We start from the raw sequence: 21,647 nt of genomic DNA, 5'->3' as shown, positions 1-21,647 counted from the left end.
GAACGGGCATTTACAGAGCGTAGTTCACCCTCTGCAACGTTCCAGGTGGAGCGCGGCGGGCAGGTCGCCCGATCGGATCAACCGATGGTCACACCAGGAGCGTTCAGGACTCGAAGGGACGCGCCGGCCACGGCGCGTCCGCCGGGCGCAGGGCGTCGAGGCCGTCGCCGTTCTGCGCGGCGACCAGCGAAAGCACGCCCACCACCAGGCAGTTGTTGTGCAACTCGCCCGCGAGGACCCCCCGGACGAGCTCGTCGAGGGGCACGCGCGCGTACTCCAGGTCGATCTCCTCGTGCTCCACCTCGAAGCGCTCGCCCTCGGCCTCCGAAAGATCGCGGGCCAGGAAGATCCGCACCGCCTCGTCGCAGCCGCCGGCCGTGGTGTAGACGTCGGCCAGCACCCGCCAGTCCTCGGCCTTGACGTGGGCTTCCTCGTACAGCTCGCGCTGGGCCGCGTGCAGCGGGTTCTCACCCGGCACATCGAGCAGACCGGCCGGGATCTCCCACAGCTTCTGGCGTACCGGGTGGCGGTACTGCCTGATCAGCAGCACGCGGCCCTCCTCGTCGAGGGCGAGGACGCCGACCGAGCCGGGGTGGACCTGGTAGTCACGGCGGACGACCTTGCCGTCGGGCATGACCACGTCGTCGGTGCGGACGGAGGTCTTGTTGCCCACGAAGGGGGTCTCCGTCGCCCGGATCTCCCACTCCTCGGGGGTGTCCTTGATCGTCATGCCCAGTCCTTCCGCACGTGCTCAAAGAGAAGCCGGGGCGCCCGCCTGTTGAATGCGAACGCCCCGGCCACCGTACAACTGTTGTGTTACTTCGAGGTCTTCCGCTCGACCGACGCCTTCACCAGGCCGGCGAACAGCGGGTGCGGGCGGGTCGGGCGCGAGCGCAGCTCCGGGTGCGCCTGCGTGGCGACCAGGTACGGGTGGACGTCGCGCGGGTACTCGACGTACTCGACGAGCTTGCCGTCCGGGGAGGTGCCGGAGAACAGGATGCCCGCCTGCTTCTCCAGCTCCGCGCGGTAGGCGTTGTTCACCTCGTAGCGGTGGCGGTGGCGCTCCTCGACGTACTCCTTGCCGTCGTACACCTCGCGCACGATCGAGCCCTCGGCCAGCTTGGCCGGGTACATGCCGAGCCGCATGGTGCCGCCCATGTCGCCCTCGCCGGCGACGATGTCGAGCTGCTCGGCCATGGTGGAGATGACCGGGTGCGAGGTCGCCGAGTCGAACTCGGTGGAGTTGGCGTCCGGGATGTCGGCCAGGTTGCGCGCGGCCTCGATCACGATGCACTGAAGGCCCAGGCAGAGGCCGAGCAGCGGGATCTTGTTCTCGCGGGCGTACTTGATCGCGCCGACCTTGCCGAGCACACCGCGGTCGCCGAAGCCGCCCGGGATGCAGATGCCGTCCACGTCACCGAGCTGCGCCGCGGCACCGGCCGGGGTCTTGCAGTCGTCGGACGTGACCCACTTGATCTTCACGCGGGCCTTGTTGGCGAAGCCGCCCGCGCGCAGCGCCTCGGTGACCGAGAGGTAGGCGTCGGGCAGGTCGATGTACTTGCCGACCAGGGCGAGGGTGATCTCGTGGTCGGGGTTGTGGACGCGGTCGAGCAGGTCGTCCCAGGTCGTCCAGTCCACATCGCGGAACGGCAGGTCCAGCTTGCGGACGACATAGGCGTCCAGGCCCTCGCCGTGCACGGTCTTCGGGATGTCGTAGATGGAGCGGGCGTCGGGGCAGGCCACGACCGCGGCCTCGTCGACGTCGCACATCAGGGAGATCTTGCGCTTGATCGCGGTCGGGACCTCGCGGTCGCAGCGCAGCACGATGGCGTCCGGCTGGATACCGATGTTCCGAAGCGCCGCAACCGAGTGCTGGGTCGGCTTCGTCTTCAGCTCTCCCGACGGGCCGATGTACGGCAGGAGGGAAATGTGGACGACGAAGACGTTGTCACGGCCGACCTCGTGACGGACCTGGCGGACCGTCTCCAGGAACGGCAGCGACTCGATGTCGCCGACGGTGCCGCCGACCTCGGTGATGACGACGTCGACCTCGTCGGTCGCCATGCGCCGGATACGGTGCTTGATCTCGTTGGTGATGTGCGGGATGACCTGCACGGTGTCACCCAGGTACTCGCCGCGGCGCTCCTTGGCGATGACCGTCGAGTAGACCTGGCCTGTAGTGACGTTGGCACTGCCGTCCAAGTCACGGTCGAGGAAACGCTCGTAGTGTCCGATGTCCAGGTCGGTCTCGGCGCCGTCGTTGGTGACGAAGACCTCTCCGTGCTGGAAGGGGTTCATCGTGCCCGGGTCGACGTTGAGGTACGGGTCGAGCTTCTGCATGACGACGCGCAGGCCCCGGGCCTTGAGCAGCATCCCGAGGCTGGAGGCCGTCAGGCCCTTGCCCAGAGAGGAGGCGACACCCCCGGTGACGAAGATGTGCTTGGTCGTCGTAGCTGTGCTCGAACGAAAAGAGGGCGTCGGCATGGCCAAGAGGGGGCTCCCGTGGTCGCGATCTGGAGTGCGGGGCGGCGCTGTGACCGGAGATTCCCGGCGTCGCCGTCGCTGCGGTCGGGGGTTTTGTCCACCACCGGTCCACGGGCTACCAGGGTATCAGCGCCTCGGGGGGATGGCTTCCGGCCACGCTCCGCGCACGCACCGACACAGACCCACACCCGTCACGGGTTTCTCACCGGCTGCTCACCCGTTCGGCCCATCCGCGTTGCCCGGAGCGGCACACAGATCATCTACGTGCGTCGTATCCTGCTCGGACATTCGCTGCCGAGCCCGGCCGGGAACACGGCACCACCCCCCGCCCGTGCGCCCCCGGAACAACGTGAGCTCGTCAGTTCGTTGAGAAGAGATCGTCGTTTTGCCCAGCGGCACAGCGACTGCTTTGCTTCATCGCTCAACGACGCATAACAACGACCCCTTGACCGCACTAGCGACAGCCCCCTTTTCCCCAGGGGGTGACGTGGCCGTTCGACTGGAGTTGCACGTGGCCGGGCGCATCGAAGACTACGCACTCATCGGAGACATGCAGACCGCCGCCCTGGTCTGCCGGGACGGCACAGTGGACTGGCTGTGCCTGCCCCGCTTCGACTCGCATGCCATCTTCGCCGGCCTGCTGGGCACCGAGGAGCACGGCTTCTGGCGCCTGGGGCCCGCGCATGCCGCCGACGCCGAGCCGCCCACCGCGGCCCGGCGCACCTACCGCGGCGACTCGCTGATCCTGGAGTCCGAGTGGGACACCCCACGCGGCACGGTCAGGATCACCGACTTCATGCCGCCGCGTGACGGCGCGCCGCAGCTGATCCGGATCGTGGAGGGTGTCTCGGGCCGCGTCCCGATGCGCTCGGCCCTCAGGATGCGTTTCTCGTACGGGCGGGTCGTGCCGTGGGTGCACAAGCACGAGGGGCGTACGGTCGCCGTGGCGGGCCCGGACTCTGTGTGGTTCGACACCGACTGCGAGACCTACGGCAAGTCGCTGACCACGTACTCGGACTTCACGGTCGCCCCGGGTGACCGGATCGCCTTCACCATCTCCTGGCAGCCCTCGCACAAGGACGCGCCGCCGCTGCCCGAGCCGGAGCAGTCCCTGGAACTCACCGAGGACTTCTGGCGCGAGTGGGTCGAGCACTGTACGTACCACGGCCCCTACCGCGAGGCCGTCGTCCGCTCCCTGATCACGCTGAAGGCCCTGACGTACGCCCCGACCGGCGGCATCGTCGCGGCCCCGACGACCTCCCTCCCCGAGGACATCGGCGGCGTCCGCAACTGGGACTACCGCTACACCTGGCTCCGTGACGCGGCCATCACCCTGTCCTCGCTGCTGCGCACCGGGTACCGCGAGGAGGCCCGCGCCTGGCGCGAGTGGCTGCTGCGCGCGGTCGCCGGCGACCCCGAGAACCTCCAGATCATGTACGGCATCGCGGGTGAGCGGGAGCTGGGCGAGGCCGAGCTGGACTGGCTGCCGGGCTACGAGAACTCCGCCCCGGTCCGGGTCGGCAACGGCGCGGCCCACCAGCTCCAGCTGGACGTGTACGGCGAGGTCACCGAGGCCCTGCACCTCGCCCATATGACCGGGCTGGCCCGTAACGACTACGCGTCCCTGCTCCAGCTGAAGCTCATCCGCTACCTGGAGGACCACTGGGACGAGCCGGACGAGGGCATCTGGGAGGTGCGCGGCCCGCGCCGCCACTTCGTGCACTCCAAGGTCATGGCCTGGGTGGCGGTGGACCGCACGATCAAGCTCATCGAGTCCGGTGACGCGGACGGCCCGCTGGAGCGCTGGCGCGAGCTGCGCGACGACATCCACCGGGACGTGTGTGAGAAGGGTTACGACAAGGAGCGCAACACCTTCACCCAGTCGTACGGGTCCCAGGAGCTGGACGCCTCGCTGCTGCTGATCCCGCAGATGGGCTTCCTGCCGCCGGACGACAAGCGGGTCATCGGCACCATCGAGGCGATCCAGCGCGAGCTGTCCACGCCGGACGGCTTCATCCTGCGCTACCCGACCGAGGGCGACAGCGAGGGTGTCGACGGGCTGCCCGGTGACGAGGGCGCCTTCCTGGCCTGCTCGTTCTGGATGGCGGACGACCTCGCGATGATCGGCCGCGTCGACGAGGCCCGCAAGCTGTTCGAGAAGCTCCTCGCCCTGCGCAACGACCTCGGACTGCTCGCGGAGGAGTGGGACCCGGTGAACCAGCGCCAGGTCGGCAACTTCCCGCAGGCCTTCAGCCACGTCCCGCTGATCGACACGGCCCTGCGGCTGACGGCGTCGGGGGCGTACGGGGGCTGATTCCCGTCACGGGCGTGCCGCGGCCTCTCGCAGGGCCTCGCGGCACGCCACGGTCGCCCGCACCGGACGAGGTCCGGCGGAAACACCGGCTTCTGTTCCTGAACGTTTCTGACCATTCAGGGACGTCCCGCGCCCCGGCAGGACCAGCGCCCCCGCCCCACCTACGCTGGAACCATCTGCCCCTGCACGGAAGGGGGCGCCTCATGGCCTCCCCATCGAAGGCGGGCGCGGCGCTCACCGCGCTCCGCGAGCAACTGGTCGGCGATGTGTTCGCCCCGGGGGACTCGGGCTACGACGAGGCCCGTACCGTCTTCAACGCGATGATCGACCGGCGTCCGGCGGTGATCGCCCAGTGCGTGGACGAGGCCGACGTCGTACGGGCCGTGCGCTTCGGCCGTGACCTGGACCTGCCGATCGCGGTGCGCGGCGGCGGGCACAGTGTGGCGGGGATGGCGCTGAACGACGGCGGTCTGGTCGTCGACCTGCGCCATATGCGGGCGGTCACCGTCGCTCCCGCGGTACGGGCGGCACGGATCGCTGGCGGGGCCACGATGAGCGACCTGGACCGGGCCTGCCAGCCCCACGGCCTCGCCACCACCGGCGGCCGGGCCTCCACCACCGGCGTCGGCGGGTTCGTCCTCGGGGGCGGCACCGGCTGGCTGGACCGCTGGTGCGGACTCGCCGTCGACAACCTCCTCGGCGTCGACCTGGTCACCGCCGACGGCCGTCAGGTGCACGCGAGCGCGGACGACCACCCGGAGCTGTTCTGGGCCCTGCACGGCGGAGGCGGGAACTTCGGTATCGCGACCGCGCTCACGCTCCGGCTGCACGAACTGCCGGAGTTCTCCATCGCGCTGCTGCTGTACCGGCCCGAGCACGGCGGGGAGGTGGTGCGCACCTACCGTGACGTCATCGAGTCCGGCCCCGACGAGGCGGCCGGCGGCGTGCTGTTCTTCATGGCTCCGCCCGAGGAGTTCGTCCCGCCGCACCTGGTCGGCACGCTGGTGTGCGGCGCGTTGCTGACGTACGTGGGCGGCGAGGAGGACCTGCGCAAGGTCGCCCAGCCGCTGCTGGCGCTGCCGCACGAGTCGGAGATCGTCGGGACGATGCCGTACGCGGACGTGCAGTGCATGATCGACGATCCGCCCGGGCTGCGGAACTACTGGTCGGCCGAGTATCTGACCGGTGTGCCGGACGACTTCGTGGACGTCTTCTGTGCCCGCGCCGACACCCTGCCCGAGGGCACGGGCACCCAGCACGTGGTGTGGCCGCAGGGCGGGGCGATCGCCGCCGGCCCGGCCGAGTATCCGGTGCCGTTCCGCAGCGCCCCGTGGGCGGTCCACCCGTACGGCATGTGGGAGGACCCGGCGGACGACGAGCGCTGCATGCGCTGGGTCCGCGACGTCCGCGCCGACGTCCGCCCGTGGAGCACCGGCGACGTCTACCTCAACTTCATCGGCGACGAGGGCGACGAGCGGGTGGTGGCCGGGGTGGGCGCGGAGAACGCCCACCGACTCGCGGCCCTGAAACGCCGGTACGACCCGGACAACGTCTTCCGCTTCAACCACAACATCAGACCTACGTGATCGGCATGCCCGCCGTGATCGGCTTCGGCGTCTTGGCGCGGTGATCGTCGGCGGAACCGTCCGGAGATGTCGCCGAGGCAGGCGCGCGGGTAGCGTCCGGCTCATGGACAGCAGATTCGACAGCCAGGGCACCGCCGGCATCACCGTTCAGCGGGCTCTGGAGCTGCCCGGCCTGCGCAGCGGCCTGCCCGAGATCCTCGCGGGCGCCGACCGGCTCGGGCGGTCCGTGCGCTGGGTGCACGCGGGCGAGGTGCCCAACATCGCGTCCCTCCTCAAGGGCGGCGAACTCCTGCTGACCACCGGCTACGGCCTCGGCACCCGCCCGGCCGAGCAGCGCGCGTTCGTCCGCACGCTCGCCGAGCGCGGCATCGCGGCCCTCGTCATCGAACTCGGCCCCCGCTTCACCCGCCTGCCCGCCGCCCTCGTCGACACGGCCCGCGCGACCGGCCTCCCCCTCGTCCAACTCCACCGCGAGGTGCCGTTCGTGACGGTCACGGAGGAGATCCACACCGAGATCGTCAACGGCCACTACGCGCTCCTCCAGCGCGCCGAGGAGGTCCACCGTCGCTGCACCGAGGCCCTGCTCGGCGGCGGCGGGGTGCCCCAGGTGCTCGGCATCCTGGCCGACTTCAGCGACAACCCCGTCTTCCTGGAGACGACCGACGGCCAGCTCCTGTACGCGGCCGGGGCAGGGCCGGAGGGCGCGGACCCGCTCCAGGTGTGGGAGGGGCTGCGCGGCCAGCACAAGGACGCTCCGCCGGCCGGGTCCGTACTGGTGGACGTGCCCGGCGGCGGGCCGGGGACGGGTTCGGTACGGGCGCGCCTGGTCCTGCTCCCCGTACGGGCCCCGCTCGTGCCCGTGCATCGGATGGCGGCCGAGCGGGCCGCGGGCATCCTCGCCGTCGTCCTGATGCAGGCCCGCCAGGAGGAGGAGCTGGCCGCGCGGGGCCGCGGCGACTTCCTCACCGACCTCGCCGAGGGCCGCATCACGGCGGAGGACGCGCCCGCGCAGGCTCGCGTGCTGGGCTTCAAGCCGGGCGCCAGCCCGCTGCTGCCGGTGGTGATGCGGCTCGGCGACACCCTCTCCCCCGGCGGCGGGTGGGCGGTGCTGGCCCGGGCGGTGTCGGAGGAGCTGGCCTCGGTGGGCGTTCCGGTGCTGCTCGGCGTACGACCGGTGGAAGGCCGTGTCCTCGTGCTGCTGGGCCTGCGTTCGGAGTCGGAGCGGTCTGCGGTCGCGGACCGGGTCGCGGCGGCATTGCGGGCCGGGGTGGAGCGGGCCGGGATGGAGCGGCCCGGAACCCAGCCACCGGTCGTCGTGGTCGGCGTGGCAGGCGGCTGGGCGGCGGCCTCGGCGGGGCTGCGGCACGCGGCGGAGACGGCGACGGCGGCCCAGGGCCTGTCGGACCGCCCCTGGTACGACGCCCGCCGCCTCGACATCGACCTGCTGCTGTGGCGGCTGCGCGACCATCCCGACCTGGCGGCCTTCGTCGACCGTGCGATCGGCCCGGTACGGGACCACGACGCCCGCTCCAAGCCGCCGCTGCTGCCGACGCTGGAGACCTACCTGGCCCACGCGGGCCGCAAGGCGGAGACGGCACGCGAGCTCCACCTCAACCGCCAGACGCTGTACAACCGCCTCGCCCGCATCGGCGAGTTGCTGGGCACCGACCTCGACGACCCGCAGACGGTGCTGGCGTTGAGCCTGGCCCTGCGCGCCCGCAGGCACGTGCCCTAGACACCTGGACCTGGATCCAGACCTAGACCAGCGGGCACGGCTGGGTCAACTCGTCGTAGACGCTGAGCACTTGAGCGACGGTCTCGTCCTCCGTCGGCCAAGTCGCAGCCTGCCCCACGCCCTTCTCGCGCAGCTCCTCGCACCGCGCGGGATCGCCGAGCAGCCGCATCACGGTGTCCGCAAGCGCCTGGACATCCCCGTACGGCACGAGTTCGGCGGCGTCGCCCACGAGTTCGGGCATGCCGCCGACGCCGGTCGCGACGAGCGGCACGCGCGCGTGGAGGGCTTCCTGGGCGAGAAGGGAACGCGACTCCCAGCTGCTGCACACCAGGGCGAGATCGGCGGCGGCGAGCAGCTCGGCGACGTCGTCGCGCCGGCCGATCAGCCGGACGGGCAGCTCCTCGTCCTCGATCCGGCGCTGCAACTCGCCCCGCAGCGCCCCCTCCCCGGCGATCACGACGAGCGGCACCGGATCGAGCGCCCGCCACGCGAGCGAGGCGTCCAGCAGGGTGTCGTAGCCGCGTTGCCGGTCGAGCGAGCCGACGGCCATCAGCAACGGCCGTCCGGTGGCTCCGAGTTCGGCCCGCACCTTGGGGCGCAGCCGGTCGGGGTCCTCCAGCCGCACGGCCCCGCGGGCACCGGGCAGGGCGACGGCGGCCAGCCGCGCGTCCCGGGCACCGGTGGTGCGGGCCCGGTCGACGAGGGCCGAGGTCGCGCCCAGCACCACGGACGCGGCCTTCACGACCCGCCGCTCCAGCAGCCGCACGAGATGGGCCCGCGCGCCCTCCGCGTGCGCCCGGTCGTGCCAGGTCACGACGAGCGGAGTGGTCCGCCCGCTCAGCGCGAGGACGGCCCGGAACGAGGCGTGCAGACCGTGCGCGTGGACGAGATCGGCGTCGGTGCAGGCCGCCCGCAGCGCCGACACGGAGCCGGGGTCGCTGCTTCTCGGCACGTGCACATGTTCGGCACCGGCGCCGGTGAAGTCGTAGAGGCGATCCGCCTCGACGGGGGCGCACACGGTGACCTTCACGCCTCTCGCGACGAGCCCGGACGTCAGCGACCGCACATGCGCGCTGCTGCCGGCGTTGCCGCCGCCGAGCACCTGCACGGTGCGCAGCGGTGACTGACCGTGCGGTGAGTGGCTGCTCACGTGGCCGGGGCTCCTGGTTCGGGTCGGGCGGTCACGAGGAAACGTACAGAAGCTGTCGAGCGGAGGGGTGTACCGCGCGCTTCCTACGCGTACTGCGTGCTGGCCCAAGGATGCCAGCACGCACGGGTGTTCCGGGAACGCCCGGGGTGTGCGGGTTCGGGGTGGAGGTGGGGTGGGTCACTCACATGGGTGAGTGAGATGGGGCGGGGAGTCAGGCCCTCACCCGAATGCCCCCGCCGCGGAGCCCTACGCGTCCGACCTCGCCGCCGCCAACAACTCCTCCGCATGAGCCCGAGCCGTCTCCGAGTCCTCCTGTCCCGCCAGCATCCGGGACAACTCCCGTACCCGCTCCTCCCCTTCGAGCACCTTCACCCCGGACCGCGTGACGGACCCGTCGTTGGTCTTCTCGACCAGCAGCTGCCGGTCGGCGAAAGCGGCGACCTGCGGCAGATGGGTGACGACCACGACCTGCGCGGACTTGGCCAGCTTGGCGAGCCGCCGCCCGATCTCGACCGCCGCCTTGCCGCCGACACCGGCGTCGACCTCGTCGAAGAGATAGGTCGGCACCGGATCGGTCCCCGCGAACACGACCTCCACGGCGAGCATCACGCGGGAGAGCTCACCACCGGAGGCCCCCTTGGCGATGGGCCGCGGCGGAGCGCCGGGGTGCGGGGCGAGCAGCAGCTCGACCTCGTCGGCACCGGAAGGGCCGTACGCGACAGCACGGCCGCCGACCTCGACGCCCTCCGCGTCCTCGGTCTGCCGGATGTCGAAGGAGACACGCGCGTGCGGCATGGCCAGCGAGGCCAACTCGGCGGTCACGGCAGCGGCGAACCGCGATGCCGCCTCCGCCCGTGCGTCGGTCAACGCCTGCGCCAGCCCACCCAGTTCGGCCCGCAACGCGTCCCGTTCGTCGGTGAGCTCCCCGATCCGCTCGTCGTCCCCGTCCAGCTCGGTCAGCCGCGCGGCACTCTGCTCGGCCCACGTCAGAACGGCGGCGACATCCTCGCCGTACTTCCGGGTCAGCGCCGTGAGCGCGGCCCGCCGCTCCTCGACGGCCGCCAGCCGCAGGGGATCGGCGTCGAGATCGTCGGCGTACCCCGCCAACTCCCCCGCCACGTCGCCCAGCAGGATGCCGATCTCCCCGATCCGGTCGGCGAGCGCGGCGAGAGCGGGGTCGTAGGACCGTACGGCGTCCAGCGCCCGCTGGGCCCCCGCCACCAGCGTCGTGGCGTCGATGCCCTCGGGGTCCTCGGGGTTCCCGGCGAGGGCCGCATGCGCGACCGTGGCCGCGGACGACAGCGCCTCGGCGTGCCCGAGCCGCTCGGCCTCCTCGGCCAGCTCGACGTCCTCACCGGCGCGCGGCTCGACACCGGCGATCTCGTCGAGCCCGTAGCGCAGCATGTCGGCTTCCTGGGCCCGCTCACGCGCGCGTGTGGTGATCTCGTCGAGCTCGACCACGACGGCCCGCAGCCGCCGGTAGGCCTCGCCGTACTTGGCGAGCGGCACGGCGACGGCGTCCCCGGCGTACCGGTCCAGCGCCTGCCGCTGCCGCGACAGCTTCAGCAGCCCCTGTTGATCGGTCTGTCCGTGCACGGCGACCAGCTCGTCCGCGAGCTCCGCGAGCACACCCACGGGCACGCTCCGCCCGCCCAGGTGCGCCCGGGACCGCCCCTCGGCGGAAACGGTACGGCTGACCAGCAGCGCCCCGTCGTCGAGCTCGGCCCCGGCCTCCTCGGCCCGCAGCACGGCCGAGGAGCCCGTGGGCAGCGCGATGCGCCCCTCCACGACCGCCTTCTCGGCCCCGATCCGCACGAGCGCCGGGTCCGCCCGCCCACCGAGCAGCAGCCCCAGGCTGGTGACCACCATGGTCTTGCCCGCACCCGTCTCACCGGTGACAGCGGTGAACCCGGGCGACAGCTCGACGACGGCATCGTCGATGACTCCGAGCGACCGTATCCGCATCTCTTCCAGCACGGTGAAGACCTTACGAGGTAAGGGCGCGAGAGTGCGAGGCGCCCTGTCACCCGGGCGAGGGAAGCGCCCCCGAAGGGGCGCGGGGCTGTATCGATGTGCGGCTCCGCCGCGCGGGCGCGAGCAACCACGATCCACCCGCACCCGCCGACGCACCTCGAACACCCGAGCTCTAGTGCGGAGCCCCCCGCCACCCGGAAACAGGCAACGCGAACTTCGCCACCAGCCGGTCGGTAAAGGACGCATGGTGCAGCCGGGCCAGCCGCACCGGCACGGCCCCCCGCCGCACCTCGACCCTCGCCCCGGCCGGCAGCTCCACGGTCCGCCGCCCGTCACACCACAGCACGCCCGGCGGAATGTGGGGCAGAACCTCCACAGCCAGCACAGAATCCGGCGATGTCACGAGCGGCTTCGCGAACAGCGCGTGCGCACTGATCGGCACCATCAGCAACGCCTCGACCTCGGGCCACACCACAGGCCCACCGGCGGAGAACGCGTAAGCGGTGGACCCGGTCGGCGTCGACAGCACGATCCCGTCGCACCCGAACCCGGTGACCGGCCGCCCGTCGATCTCCAGCACCACTTCCAGCAGCTTCTCGGCGCCGGCCTTCTGCACCGCCGCCTCGTTCAGCGCCCAGTCGGTGTGCACGATGTCCCCGTTGCTGTGCACGACGACATCGACGGTCATCCGCTCCTCGACCTCGTACGCCTTCGTGACCACCCGGTCGACGACCTTGTCGAGGTCGTCCCGCTCGGCCTCGGCGAGGAAGCCCACCCGCCCGAGATTGACGCCCAGCATCGGCACCCCGGACGCCCGGGCGAACTCGGCGCCGCGCAGCAGCGTCCCGTCCCCGCCCAGCACGATCAGCAGCTCGCACCCGTCGAGGCACTGCGGAGTCGCCTCCTTGACCAGCTCCACTTCCTCCGGAAGCGGCAGGTCCGCGGCCTCGTACTCCAGCACCCGCACACCGATGCCCTCGCGCAGCAGCCCCTTCACCACCAGCTCGGCACTGCGGATCGCCGCAGGCCGACCGGTGTGGGCGAGCAGGAAAACAGTACGAGCTCGGTTCTGTGTCAACGAGGCCCCTCCGCCACTGCACGGTCAACGTCGGCCGGATCCAGGGCGGGCGCCCCGGCACGCAGCCACAGAAAGTATTCGACATTGCCCGAGGGCCCGGGCAACGGACTGGCCGTGACCCCGTTCACCCCGAGCCCGAGTTCCCACGCCTTCTCGGCCACTCCCCGCACGGCCTCCGCCCGCAGCTGCGTGCTCCGTACGACTCCCCCACTGCCCAGCCGTTCCTTCCCCACCTCGAACTGCGGCTTGACCATCATCACCAGGTCGGCGTCCGGCTTCACGCACCGCGCCAGGGCCGGCAGCACCAGCCCGAGCGGGATGAAGGACAGATCCCCCACGACAAGATCCACAGGTTCCCCATCGATCGCTTCAAGCGTCAACTCGCGTACGTTCGTACGGTCCTTGACGGTGACGCGTTCATCGCTCTGAAGACTCCACGCGAGTTGTCCGTAACCGACGTCCACGGCGACGACGTGCGCGGCCCCCGACCGCAGCAGCACATCGGTGAACCCGCCGGTGGACGCGCCCGCGTCCAGCGCCCGCCGCCCCTCGACGACGAGCCCCCGCGGCACGAACGCCGCCAGCGCGCCCGCGAGCTTGTGCCCGCCCCGGGACACGTACTCGGGGTCGTTGTCGTCGCTCTGCACCACGATCGCCGCAGCTGTCTCCACCTGCGTCGCGGGCTTGGTCGCCACGGTCTTGCCGACGGTGACCCGCCCGGCCGCGATCAGCTGGCTGGCGTGCTCACGCGACCGCGCAAGCTTCCGGCGGACCAGCTCCGCGTCCAGACGGCGCCGTGCGACTCCTGCCACGTTCGGTTCAGCTCCTGTGTTCATACGACGGTGAGGGCGCCGGAGGTCCCGGGCGGGCGTCGAGCGCGGTCAGCGCGTCACGCAGCCCCCGGTGTACATCCTCGTACACCTCGACGTGCCCGTCGGTGGCGAGGTGGTCGGCATCGGCCAGCCGCTCCAGCTGGGCGTCGACCTCGGCGTTGCCGGTGGGGGTGCGGGGGATGTTCAGGGGGGCGGGGGCGGCAGGGTCGTACTCAGGTTCGACTTCAACGGATTCCGCCGCCTCCGTGGCCTCGGGCACAGAGTCGCTCATGCCCAGACGCTACCTCGAAGCCCTGGGGTACCGTCGATCGCGATGGCCACGATCGAGGAGTGCCGCGCCGCACTCGAAAAGCTCTCGGACACGATGCAGCGCGCCGAAGGGGACGCCGCGGCAGCGGCGGCCCTGGACCGCTCGGTGAGCTGCCGGATCACCGACCTGGACGTCACGTTCGTCGGCAGAATGACCGGCGGCCGGATCGTCGTGCACGACACGCTCCAAGGCCCGCCGAAGGAGAAGGCCCAGATCAGGCTGACCATGACCGGCGACGACCTGATCGCCCTGGTCGACGGCGAGCTGAACTTCGCGAAGGCCTGGGGCTCGGGCCGGGTGAAGCTGGAGGCCGGCCTCCGCGACCTGTTCCAGCTCAGGAAGCTTCTTTAGCCCCCACGCGCGCCTCGTCCCGCGCACGTGCCTTCCGCGCCGCCGGCACCACCAGCGGCGTCCCCGTCTCCGGATCGTCGATCACCTGGCAGCGCAGCCCGAAGACCTCCTCGACCAGCTCGGCCGTGACGATGTCGTTCGGCGCGCCCTCGGCGATGACGCTGCCGTCCTTGAGGGCGATCAGGTGGGTGGCGTAGCGCGCGGCGTGGTTGAGGTCGTGCAGCACGGCCACCAGCGTGCGCCCCTGCTCCTCGTGCAGCTCGGCACACAGGTCCAGGACGTCGATCTGGTGCTGGATGTCCAGATAGGTCGTCGGCTCGTCGAGGAGCAGCAGCGGCGTCTGCTGGGCGAGCGCCATCGCGATCCACACACGCTGCCGCTGGCCTCCGGAGAGCTCGTCCACGTACCGGTCGGCGAGTTCGGCGACGCCGGTCTGTGCCATCGACTCCTGGACGACCCTCTCGTCCTCGGTCGACCACTGGCGCAGCAGCCCCTGGTGCGGGTACCGGCCGCGGCCGACCAGGTCGCCGACGGTGATCCCGTCCGGCGCGATCGACGACTGCGGCAGCAGCCCCAGGGTCCGCGCGACCTTCTTGGCGGGCATCGACTGGATGACCTGCCCGTCGAGCAGCACCCGGCCCTGACTCGGCTTCAGCATCCGCGACAGCGCCCGCAGCAGCGTGGACTTGCCGCACGCGTTCGGGCCGACGATCACCGTGAAGGAGTGGTCGGGGATCTCCACCGACAGCTGCTCGGCGATGACGCGCTGGTCGTAGGCGAGGGTGACGTCCTCGGCGGAGAGGCGGTTCACGGTGCTCCTTCGATTGTTCAGGGTGCGGTCGATGCGGTCGGCGGCGCTCATATCCGGCCCGCCTTCCGCTCGGTGACCAGCAGCCACAGCAGATACACGCCGCCGAGCACACCGGTGACCACACCCACCGGCATCTGGTCGGCGCCGAAGACCTTCTGCGAGAGCCAGTCGGCCGTGACCAGCAGGGCCGCGCCCATGCAGAGCGACGGCAGCAGGTTCGGGCCGGGTGAGCGGGTCAGCCGCCGGGCGAGCTGCGGCGCGGTGAGCGCCACGAAGCTGACGGGGCCCGCGGCGGCGGTCGCGGTCGCGGTGAGCAGCACGGCGGCCACCATCAGCAGCGCCCGCACCCGCTCGACGCGCACGCCGAGGGCGTAGGACACGTCGTCGCCCATCTCCATCATCCTGAGCGCCCGCGCGTTGCCGAGGACCAGCGGGACCAGCACGGCGCACAGCCACAGCAGCGGCCAGACCTGCTCCCAGTCGCGCCCGCTGAGCGAGCCGGTCATCCAGACGACGGCCTGGGCGGCCTCGGTGATGGTGGACTTGGTCAGCAGATAGCCGTTGACGGCCGTGAGGATCGCGGACACGCCGATGCCGACCAGGACGAGCCGGTATCCGTGCACCCCCTGTTTCCAGGCGAGCAGATAGATGGCGAGTCCGGCACCAAGGCCGCCCACCAGTGCTCCGACGGTGACCTCGCCCGCGCTTCCGGAGAACAGCACGATCACGGTGAGCGCCCCGGCCGTCGCCCCCTGCCCGAGCCCGAGGATGTCCGGACTGCCCAGCGGGTTGCGCGACACGGCCTGGAACAGCGCCCCGCCGAGCCCCAGTGAGGCCCCGACCAGCAGCCCGACGAGGACACGCGGCAGCCGCAGCTCGTTGACGATGAACTCCTGCCCCGCGTTCCCGTCGCCCATCAGCGTCTTGAGCACGTCCCCGGCCGAGATCGGGAAGTCGCCGGTACCGATCAGCACGACGCTCGCGGCGAGTGCGGCGGCCAGCAGGAGGAGTACGACGACAAAGGCCCGGACGTCGAGCCGGAACGACAGCCCGCCCGGCGTCCTGACAGCACGGTTGGCGCGAGGGGAGCGCTCGGCACGGTTGGTCTTCACAGCTGTGCCGTCCTCCGCCGTCGTACGAGAAAGATGAAGACCGGGCCGCCGATGATCGCGGTGACGATGCCGACCTGAAGCTCCGAGGGCCGGGCGACCACCCGGCCGATGACATCGGCGCCGAGCAGCAGCACGGGCGACAGGATGGCCGCGTACGGCAGGATCCAGCGCAGGTCGGGTCCGGTGAAGGAGCGCACGACATGCGGCACCATCAGCCCGACGAAGACGATCGGCCCGCAGGCCGCGGTCGCCGCCCCGCACAGCACGACGGCGGCGAGCATCGACAGCGCTCGCGTCCGGTTGAGGTTGGCGCCGAGGGCCCGTGCCGTGTCGTCGCCCATCTCCATGGCGTTCAGCGGCCGGGCGAGCGCCAGGGCGAGGAGCGTGCCGCCCGCGAGGAACGGCAGCACCTGAAGGATCGTCGACTCGCTCGCCGAGGTCAGCGAGCCCACGGTCCAGAAGCGCATCTTGCCCAGCGCCGCCTCGTCCGTGATCATCACGGCCTGGAGGTAGCCGTAGAGCGCGGCGCTGATCGCCGTACCGGCGAGCGCCAGCCGAACCGGCGTCGCCCCCCGACTGCCACCGAGGAACCAGACCAGCGCCCCGACCGCGGCCGCGCCGAAGAACGCGAACCACACGTACCCGCTCAGGCTGGTGACCCCGAAGTACGTCATGGCGGTGACGACCGCCGCGGAGGCGCCCGCGTTGATCCCGAGCAGTCCCGGGTCGGCCAGCGGATTACGGGTGAGCGCCTGGAGGACGGCCCCGGCGAGCCCGAGCGCGGCCCCGGCCAGCAGCCCCAGCAGGGTGCGCCACAGCCGCTCGGTCACCACGACGTCGCCGTAGGTCCCCGAGTCCTCGAACAGGCCGTGCCACACCTGCCCCAGCGACAGCTCTTTCGCCCCGATCGCGATGCTCGCCAGCGCGACGAGCACCAGGATCGCGACGGACACGAGCAACCCAAGGACACGTATCGCCCGGCGGGTTGGGGGCGCGGGGGCGGTTTCCGCGCGCTGTTCGGGAGGACTGTCGACCAACACGCAGTTAGGTTAGCCTACCCTCCGATCCAGCCACGATCCCGCTGCCCGGGTTCACAGGAAGCCCACCCGCCGCGGGGCCTCACAGCCCCAGCCGCGCCAGCGCCTTCCCCCCGTCCAGCTCGCACGTCCCGTCCCCGGCCGCCGTCCAGGCCGCCGCGCACAGCGCCCGCAGCCCGTCCAGCGCCTCCCCGTCACCGGCCAGTTCCAGCCGCTCGCCACCGGCCGTGGCGGTCCACCCGCCGCACCGGAAGCCACCGTCCGCCTCGACGACCTCCGGCTGCCCGGTCAGCAGCCCCCGCAGATCGGCGTCGACATACGTCGGCCGGTGCTGCGGCGGCGCGGCCAGCAGCTGCGCCCCGTCCGTCACACCGGTGAGCACGAGCAGCGAGTCGACCTCTCCGTTGAACGCCCCCTCGATGTCCGTGTCCAGCCGGTCCCCCACCACCAGCGGGCGTGCGGCACCGGTCCGCAGGATCGTCTCCCGGTGCATCGGCGGCAGCGGCTTCCCCGCCACCTGCGGCTCCGCCCCGGTCGCGATCCGCACGACCTCCACCGCCGCCCCGTTGCCCGGCGCGATACCCCGACCGCTCGGGATCGTCAGATCGGTGTTGGACGCGAACCAGGGCACCCCGCGCGCGACGGCGTACGAAGCCTCCCCGAACCTCGACCACGGCAGATCCGGCCCACCGAACCCCTGCACCACCGCCGCCGGATCGTCGTCCGCCGACTCCACCGGCACGAGCCCCCGCTCCCGCAGAGCGACCCGCAGCCCCTCACCGCCGATCACGAGGACCCTCGAACCGGCCGGCACCTGCTCACTGATCAGCCGCGCGACGGCCTGGGCGGACGTGATGACGTCATCGGCCCCGGTCGGTATCCCCAGCTCGGTCAGATGCTCCGCCACCGTGTCGGGCGTCCGCAGCGCGTTGTTGGTGACGTAGGCGAGATGCATCCCACCGGCCCGAGCGGTGGCCAGCGACTCGACCGCGTGCACGATCGCGTTCCCACCCGCGTACACCACACCATCGAGATCGAGCAGCGCGGTGTCGTACGCCTCGCTCAGGGCCTGGCCACTGCCCTCGGGCCTCGTCCTGACGCTCTGGCTCATTCCACATCGCTCCTCGCTCGACGGCTTTCCCCCGATCATCTCGCACGCCACTGACACACGTACGATGCCGGGATGAACTCCGCAGGTCACTCGGAAGCAATGGCGCGCCGGGGCCTGGAACTCACCCCGTTCCGAGGCCTTCGTTACGACCCCGACCGGGTCGGCAGCCTGGCCGCCGTGACGTCACCGCCGTACGACGTCGTCGTACGCCCCGACGGCCTCTTCCACTTGCAGTCCAACGACCCGCACAACATCGTCCGCCTGATCCTCCCCCAGGCGACCACCCCCGCCGCCCGCAACGAACAGGCCGCCGCGACCCTGCGCCGCTGGCTCGCCGACGGCGTCCTCACCGCCGACCCGGTGCCGGGCCTGTACGTGTACGAGCAGCGCGACGGCGCCGGCCTGCTGCAACGCGGCATCATCGGCGCCCTGCGCGTCTCGGACCCCGCGGACCAGGTGGTGCTGCCCCACGAGGACGTCATGCCGCACGTCGTCGCCGACCGCGCCGCCCTGATGCGCGCCACCTCCGCGAACCTGGAGCCCCTGCTCCTGACCTACCGCGGCAACGGCACCGCCGCCGACACCACCGCCGTGGTCGAACGTACGGCCGAGCAGGAACCGCTCCTCTCCACCACCACCGAGGACGGCTACAGCCACCGCCTGTGGTCCGTCACCGACCCCGCGGACCTGGCCCGCATCCAGTCCGACCTCGCCCACCACCAGGCCCTCATCGCCGACGGCCACCACCGCTGGGCGACGTACCGCCGCCTCCGCGCCGAGCACCCGTCCCCCAGCCCCTGGGACTACGGCCTCGTCCTCCTGGTCGACACGGCCCGCTATCCGCTGCGCGTCCGCGCCATCCACCGCCTCCTGCACGGCCTGCCGGTGGCGGACGCCCTGGCCTCGCTCGACGGCCTGTTCCGCGTACGACGCCTGGACGTCCCTCTCTCCGAGGCCCTCGATGTGCTGGCCGACGCCGCCTGCGCGGGCAACGCCTTCCTCCTCGCCGGCGACGGCGCCTTCCACCTCATGGACCGCCCGGACCCGCGCCTCCTCGCCCGCACGATCCCCACCGACCGCCCGGCGGCCTGGCGCACCCTGGACGCGACGGTCCTGCACGCCACGCTTCTCGCCCACATCTGGCGCGTCCCCGAGGACGACCCCACCCGCATCGCCTACATCCACGACACGGCCGCCACGGTCCGCAAGGCGGAACGCGACGGCGGTACGGCCGTCCTCATGCACCCGGTCCGCGAGGAGGTCGTCCGTGACCTGGCCCGCCAGGGCGTCACGATGCCCCGCAAGTCGACGTCCTTCGGCCCGAAGCCGGCGTCGGGCCTGGTCCTGCGCGCGCTGGAGCTCTGAACACGCGAAAGGGCGGGACCCCGGTGCCGGGTCCCGCCCTTTCACTCATGGACGTCAGTCCTTGTCGTCGTCCTCCGAGGGGACGTCTTCGTCGTCCTCAACCTCGACGACCTCGACGACCTCGACGTCACCGCCACTGCGGACCTCGCTGCCGCCCTCGTTCTCGCTCTCGTGCTCGTGCTCGTTCTCGTCGATGGCGTCGACGAACTCGACACCGTCCAACTCGGCGAGCCGGTCCGATGCGTCCGTGCTGCCGTCCTTGTCGGACTCCACGGCCTTGGCGAACCACTCCCGCGCCTCGCCCTCACGCCCAGCGGCGAGCAGCGCGTCGGCGTAGGCGTACCGCAGGCGCGCGGTCCACGGCTGCACCGAGCTTGCGGCCAGTTCGGGGCTCTGCAACGTCACGATGGCCGCGTCCAGCTGCCCCATGTCACGCCGGGCCCCGGCCGCGACGAGCCGCATCTCGACCTGCCCGGCCTTGTCCAGCTTGTTCACCTCGGGCGCCCCGGCCATGTCCAGCGCCTTCTCCGGCCGCCCGAGCCCACGCTCACAGTCGGCCATGACGGGCCACAGCTCCGCGCTGCCGGTCATCCGCCGCGCGGCCCGGAACTCGGCCAACGCCTCGGAGTACTTCTGGTTGGCGTACGCCGCGAATCCGGCCGCCTCACGTACGGCGGCGACGCGCGACGCAAGCCGCAGAGCGATCTTGGAGTACGCGTACGCGCGCTCGGGGTCCTCGTCGATGAGCCGCGCGACCATCACCAGGTTCTTGGCGACGTCTTCCGCGAGCGTCTTCGGCAGGCTCAGCAGCTCCTGACGTACGTCGCCGTCGATCTCGTCGCCCGTGACATCCTCCGGGATCGGCAGCCGCTTGATCGGCTCACGGTCCCTGTCGCGGTCCCGGTCGTCACGGCCATAGCCACCACGCCGGTCGTCACGGCCGTAGCCGCCACGGCTGTCACCCCGGTCGTCCCGCCCACGGAACCCACCGGGGCGTCCACCACGGTCGTCGCGGCGGGGCCCACGGGGGCCACCACGGTCATCCCGGCCACGGAAGCCACCGCGCTCGGCCCCGCGCTCGCCACCCCGGTCGTCGCGACGGTCGTCACGACGCTCATAGGAGCCGCCACGGTTGTCGTCGCGCCGCACGTAGGAGCCGCCACGGCTGTCGCCCCGGTCGCCCCGGTCGCTGCGGTTGTCATCCCGGCCACGGAAGCCACCACGGTCCCCGCGGTCGTCAGTACGCCGGTCATCGCGTCGGTCGTCCCGACGGTCGTCGCGTCGGAAACCGCCGCGGTCGTTGCCGCGGTCGTTGCCCCGGTTGTCGTCACGACGGAAGCCACCACGGTCGCCACGGTCACCGCCGCGGAATCCGCGGTCACGGTCCCGGTCGTCACGGCGGAAGCCGCCCCGGTCGCCGCCCCGGTCGTCGCGCCGCTCGTAGCCACCGCCACGGTTGTCGTCGCGCCGCACGTAGGAGCCGCCACGGCTGTCACTCCGGTCGCCCCGGTCACTGCGGTTGTCATCGCGGCGGAAGCCGCCACGGTCGCCGCCCCGGTCGTCGCGGCGGCCGTAGCCACCGCCCCTGTTGTCAGTCCGGCTGTCGCCCCGGCTTTCGTCACGCCGGAACGCCGGACGGGGTCCCCGGTCGTCGTCACGGCGCTCGCCACGGTCGCGGTCGTCCCGGCGGAAGGCGGGGCGGTCACGGTCGCCGTCCCGGCGGAAGCCGCGGTCACGGTCGTCCCGACGCGGGCCGCTGGGACGGTCGTCACGCCGGAACGCCGGACGCGGCCCGCGGTCGTCTCCACGCCGGTCATCACGACGGTCGTCGCGCCGGCCGTAGCCACCGCCGCCCCGGTTGTCGCCCCGGTTGTCACTCCGGCTGTCGTCACGCCGGAAGCCACCGCGGTCCCCGCGGTCATCGCCTCGACGGTCGTCGCGCCGGCCGTAGCCACCGCCGCGGTTGTCATCGCGGCGACCGTAGCCGCCACGGTCGCCGCCGCGGTCGTTGCTGCGGTCGTTGCTGCGGTCATTGCCGCGGTTGTCGTCGCGACGGAAGCCACCGCGGTCGCCACGGTCACCGCTGCGGTATCCGCCACGGTCCCCGCGATCGCCGCGGTCACCACTGTCCCGTCGCCGCTGGTCGCGCTCCGGTCGGTCGTCGGGAGAGTTGGTGGACATGGGTGACTCCTGTCTCGGTACTGCAAGCATTGTAAAAACAAAAGGACCCCTGGTCCCAGCTGAACGCTGGGACCAGGGGTCCTTCCAAAGATTGTTCGGCGGCGTCCTACTCTCCCACAGGGTCCCCCCTGCAGTACCATCGGCGCTGTAAGGCTTAGCTTCCGGGTTCGAAATGTAACCGGGCGTTTCCCTCACGCTATGACCACCGAAACCCT

Annotated in this window: 17 protein-coding genes and 1 rRNA gene; 5 read left to right on the top strand and 13 right to left on the bottom strand. The window is 71.7% G+C overall.

What is annotated here, in order from left to right; all coding sequences use genetic code 11:
* Positions 1 to 103 precede the first annotated feature (103 nt).
* Both OG866_RS34290 and OG866_RS34285 read right to left on the bottom strand, forming a co-directional pair.
* Positions 104 to 730, bottom strand: a complete 627-nt coding sequence (locus tag OG866_RS34290) for an NUDIX hydrolase (RefSeq protein WP_329340802.1) — start codon at positions 728 to 730, stop codon at positions 104 to 106.
* Positions 731 to 816: 86 nt separating this feature from the next.
* The gene (locus OG866_RS34285; RefSeq protein WP_329340800.1) at positions 817 to 2,484 is read right to left on the bottom strand and encodes a CTP synthase; all 1,668 of its coding nucleotides are present in this window, start codon (positions 2,482 to 2,484) and stop codon (positions 817 to 819) included.
* Between the two features lie 511 nt (positions 2,485 to 2,995).
* Between OG866_RS34285 and OG866_RS34280 the strand changes: the two genes are divergently transcribed.
* The 3 genes from OG866_RS34280 to OG866_RS34270 all read left to right on the top strand — a co-directional run bounded on the left by OG866_RS34280 (position 2,996) and on the right by OG866_RS34270 (position 8,119).
* Complete coding sequence (locus tag OG866_RS34280; RefSeq protein ID WP_329344424.1) at positions 2,996 to 4,798, top strand: glycoside hydrolase family 15 protein; 1,803 nt, start codon at positions 2,996 to 2,998, stop codon at positions 4,796 to 4,798.
* 203 nt (positions 4,799 to 5,001) lie between these two features.
* Positions 5,002 to 6,384 (top strand): FAD-binding oxidoreductase, encoded by a 1,383-nt coding sequence (locus OG866_RS34275; RefSeq protein WP_329340798.1) that lies wholly within the window; start codon positions 5,002 to 5,004, stop codon positions 6,382 to 6,384.
* A 103-nt stretch (positions 6,385 to 6,487) separates the two neighbouring features.
* On the top strand, positions 6,488 to 8,119 hold the full coding sequence (locus OG866_RS34270; RefSeq protein WP_329340796.1) for a PucR family transcriptional regulator: 1,632 nt from the start codon (positions 6,488 to 6,490) through the stop codon (positions 8,117 to 8,119).
* 22 nt (positions 8,120 to 8,141) lie between these two features.
* Here the strand turns inward: OG866_RS34270 and OG866_RS34265 are convergent, their stop codons facing one another.
* The 5 genes from OG866_RS34265 to OG866_RS34245 form a co-directional block, all read right to left on the bottom strand.
* Positions 8,142 to 9,269: a glycosyltransferase family 4 protein gene (locus tag OG866_RS34265; RefSeq protein ID WP_329340794.1), complete on the bottom strand. Its 1,128-nt coding sequence runs from the start codon at positions 9,267 to 9,269 to the stop codon at positions 8,142 to 8,144.
* A 246-nt stretch (positions 9,270 to 9,515) separates the two neighbouring features.
* Complete coding sequence (gene recN / locus OG866_RS34260) at positions 9,516 to 11,234, bottom strand: DNA repair protein RecN (RefSeq protein ID WP_329344423.1); 1,719 nt, start codon at positions 11,232 to 11,234, stop codon at positions 9,516 to 9,518.
* A gap of 181 nt (positions 11,235 to 11,415) precedes the next feature.
* Positions 11,416 to 12,321 (bottom strand): NAD kinase, encoded by a 906-nt coding sequence (locus OG866_RS34255; protein WP_289918360.1) that lies wholly within the window; start codon positions 12,319 to 12,321, stop codon positions 11,416 to 11,418.
* Complete coding sequence (locus tag OG866_RS34250) at positions 12,318 to 13,133, bottom strand: TlyA family RNA methyltransferase (RefSeq protein ID WP_329340791.1); 816 nt, start codon at positions 13,131 to 13,133, stop codon at positions 12,318 to 12,320. Before OG866_RS34250 ends, OG866_RS34255 begins: the two co-directional genes overlap by 4 nt.
* 7 nt (positions 13,134 to 13,140) lie before the next feature.
* Positions 13,141 to 13,425 (bottom strand): hypothetical protein, encoded by a 285-nt coding sequence (locus OG866_RS34245; protein WP_329340789.1) that lies wholly within the window; start codon positions 13,423 to 13,425, stop codon positions 13,141 to 13,143.
* A 42-nt stretch (positions 13,426 to 13,467) separates the two neighbouring features.
* Here OG866_RS34245 and OG866_RS34240 point away from each other — a divergent pair, with 42 nt between their 5' ends.
* Positions 13,468 to 13,815: an SCP2 sterol-binding domain-containing protein gene (locus OG866_RS34240; RefSeq protein WP_329340788.1), complete on the top strand. Its 348-nt coding sequence runs from the start codon at positions 13,468 to 13,470 to the stop codon at positions 13,813 to 13,815.
* Here OG866_RS34240 and OG866_RS34235 read toward each other — a convergent pair.
* From OG866_RS34235 to OG866_RS34220, 4 genes are all read right to left on the bottom strand, one after another.
* Entirely contained in the window at positions 13,799 to 14,677 is an 879-nt protein-coding gene (locus OG866_RS34235; RefSeq protein WP_329340786.1) for an ABC transporter ATP-binding protein, read from the bottom strand. The genes OG866_RS34240 and OG866_RS34235 overlap by 17 nt on opposite strands.
* Complete coding sequence (locus OG866_RS34230; protein WP_329340785.1) at positions 14,674 to 15,738, bottom strand: FecCD family ABC transporter permease; 1,065 nt, start codon at positions 15,736 to 15,738, stop codon at positions 14,674 to 14,676. Before OG866_RS34230 ends, OG866_RS34235 begins: the two co-directional genes overlap by 4 nt.
* Complete coding sequence (locus OG866_RS34225; RefSeq protein WP_329340783.1) at positions 15,735 to 16,778, bottom strand: FecCD family ABC transporter permease; 1,044 nt, start codon at positions 16,776 to 16,778, stop codon at positions 15,735 to 15,737. The genes OG866_RS34230 and OG866_RS34225 overlap by 4 nt, the downstream gene beginning before the upstream one ends.
* A 79-nt stretch (positions 16,779 to 16,857) precedes the next feature.
* Entirely contained in the window at positions 16,858 to 17,886 is a 1,029-nt protein-coding gene (locus OG866_RS34220; protein ID WP_329340782.1) for an HAD hydrolase-like protein, read from the bottom strand.
* 72 nt (positions 17,887 to 17,958) lie between these two features.
* Here OG866_RS34220 and OG866_RS34215 point away from each other — a divergent pair, with 72 nt between their 5' ends.
* Positions 17,959 to 19,251 (top strand): DUF1015 domain-containing protein, encoded by a 1,293-nt coding sequence (locus tag OG866_RS34215; RefSeq protein WP_329340780.1) that lies wholly within the window; start codon positions 17,959 to 17,961, stop codon positions 19,249 to 19,251.
* A gap of 54 nt (positions 19,252 to 19,305) precedes the next feature.
* Here the strand turns inward: OG866_RS34215 and OG866_RS34210 are convergent, their stop codons facing one another.
* A complete protein-coding gene (locus OG866_RS34210; protein ID WP_329344422.1) occupies positions 19,306 to 20,118 on the bottom strand; it encodes a tetratricopeptide repeat protein in 813 nt (270 codons plus the stop codon).
* A gap of 1,407 nt (positions 20,119 to 21,525) precedes the next feature.
* Positions 21,526 to 21,642, bottom strand: a 5S ribosomal RNA gene (gene rrf / locus OG866_RS34205).
* Positions 21,643 to 21,647 lie beyond the last annotated feature (5 nt).

Source organism: Streptomyces sp. NBC_00663, assembly GCF_036226885.1.
Taxonomy (GTDB): Bacteria; Actinomycetota; Actinomycetes; order Streptomycetales; family Streptomycetaceae; genus Streptomyces.
The sequence above is the reverse complement of the archived record's forward strand: the minus strand, read 5'-3'. Positions and strand labels throughout refer to the sequence as shown.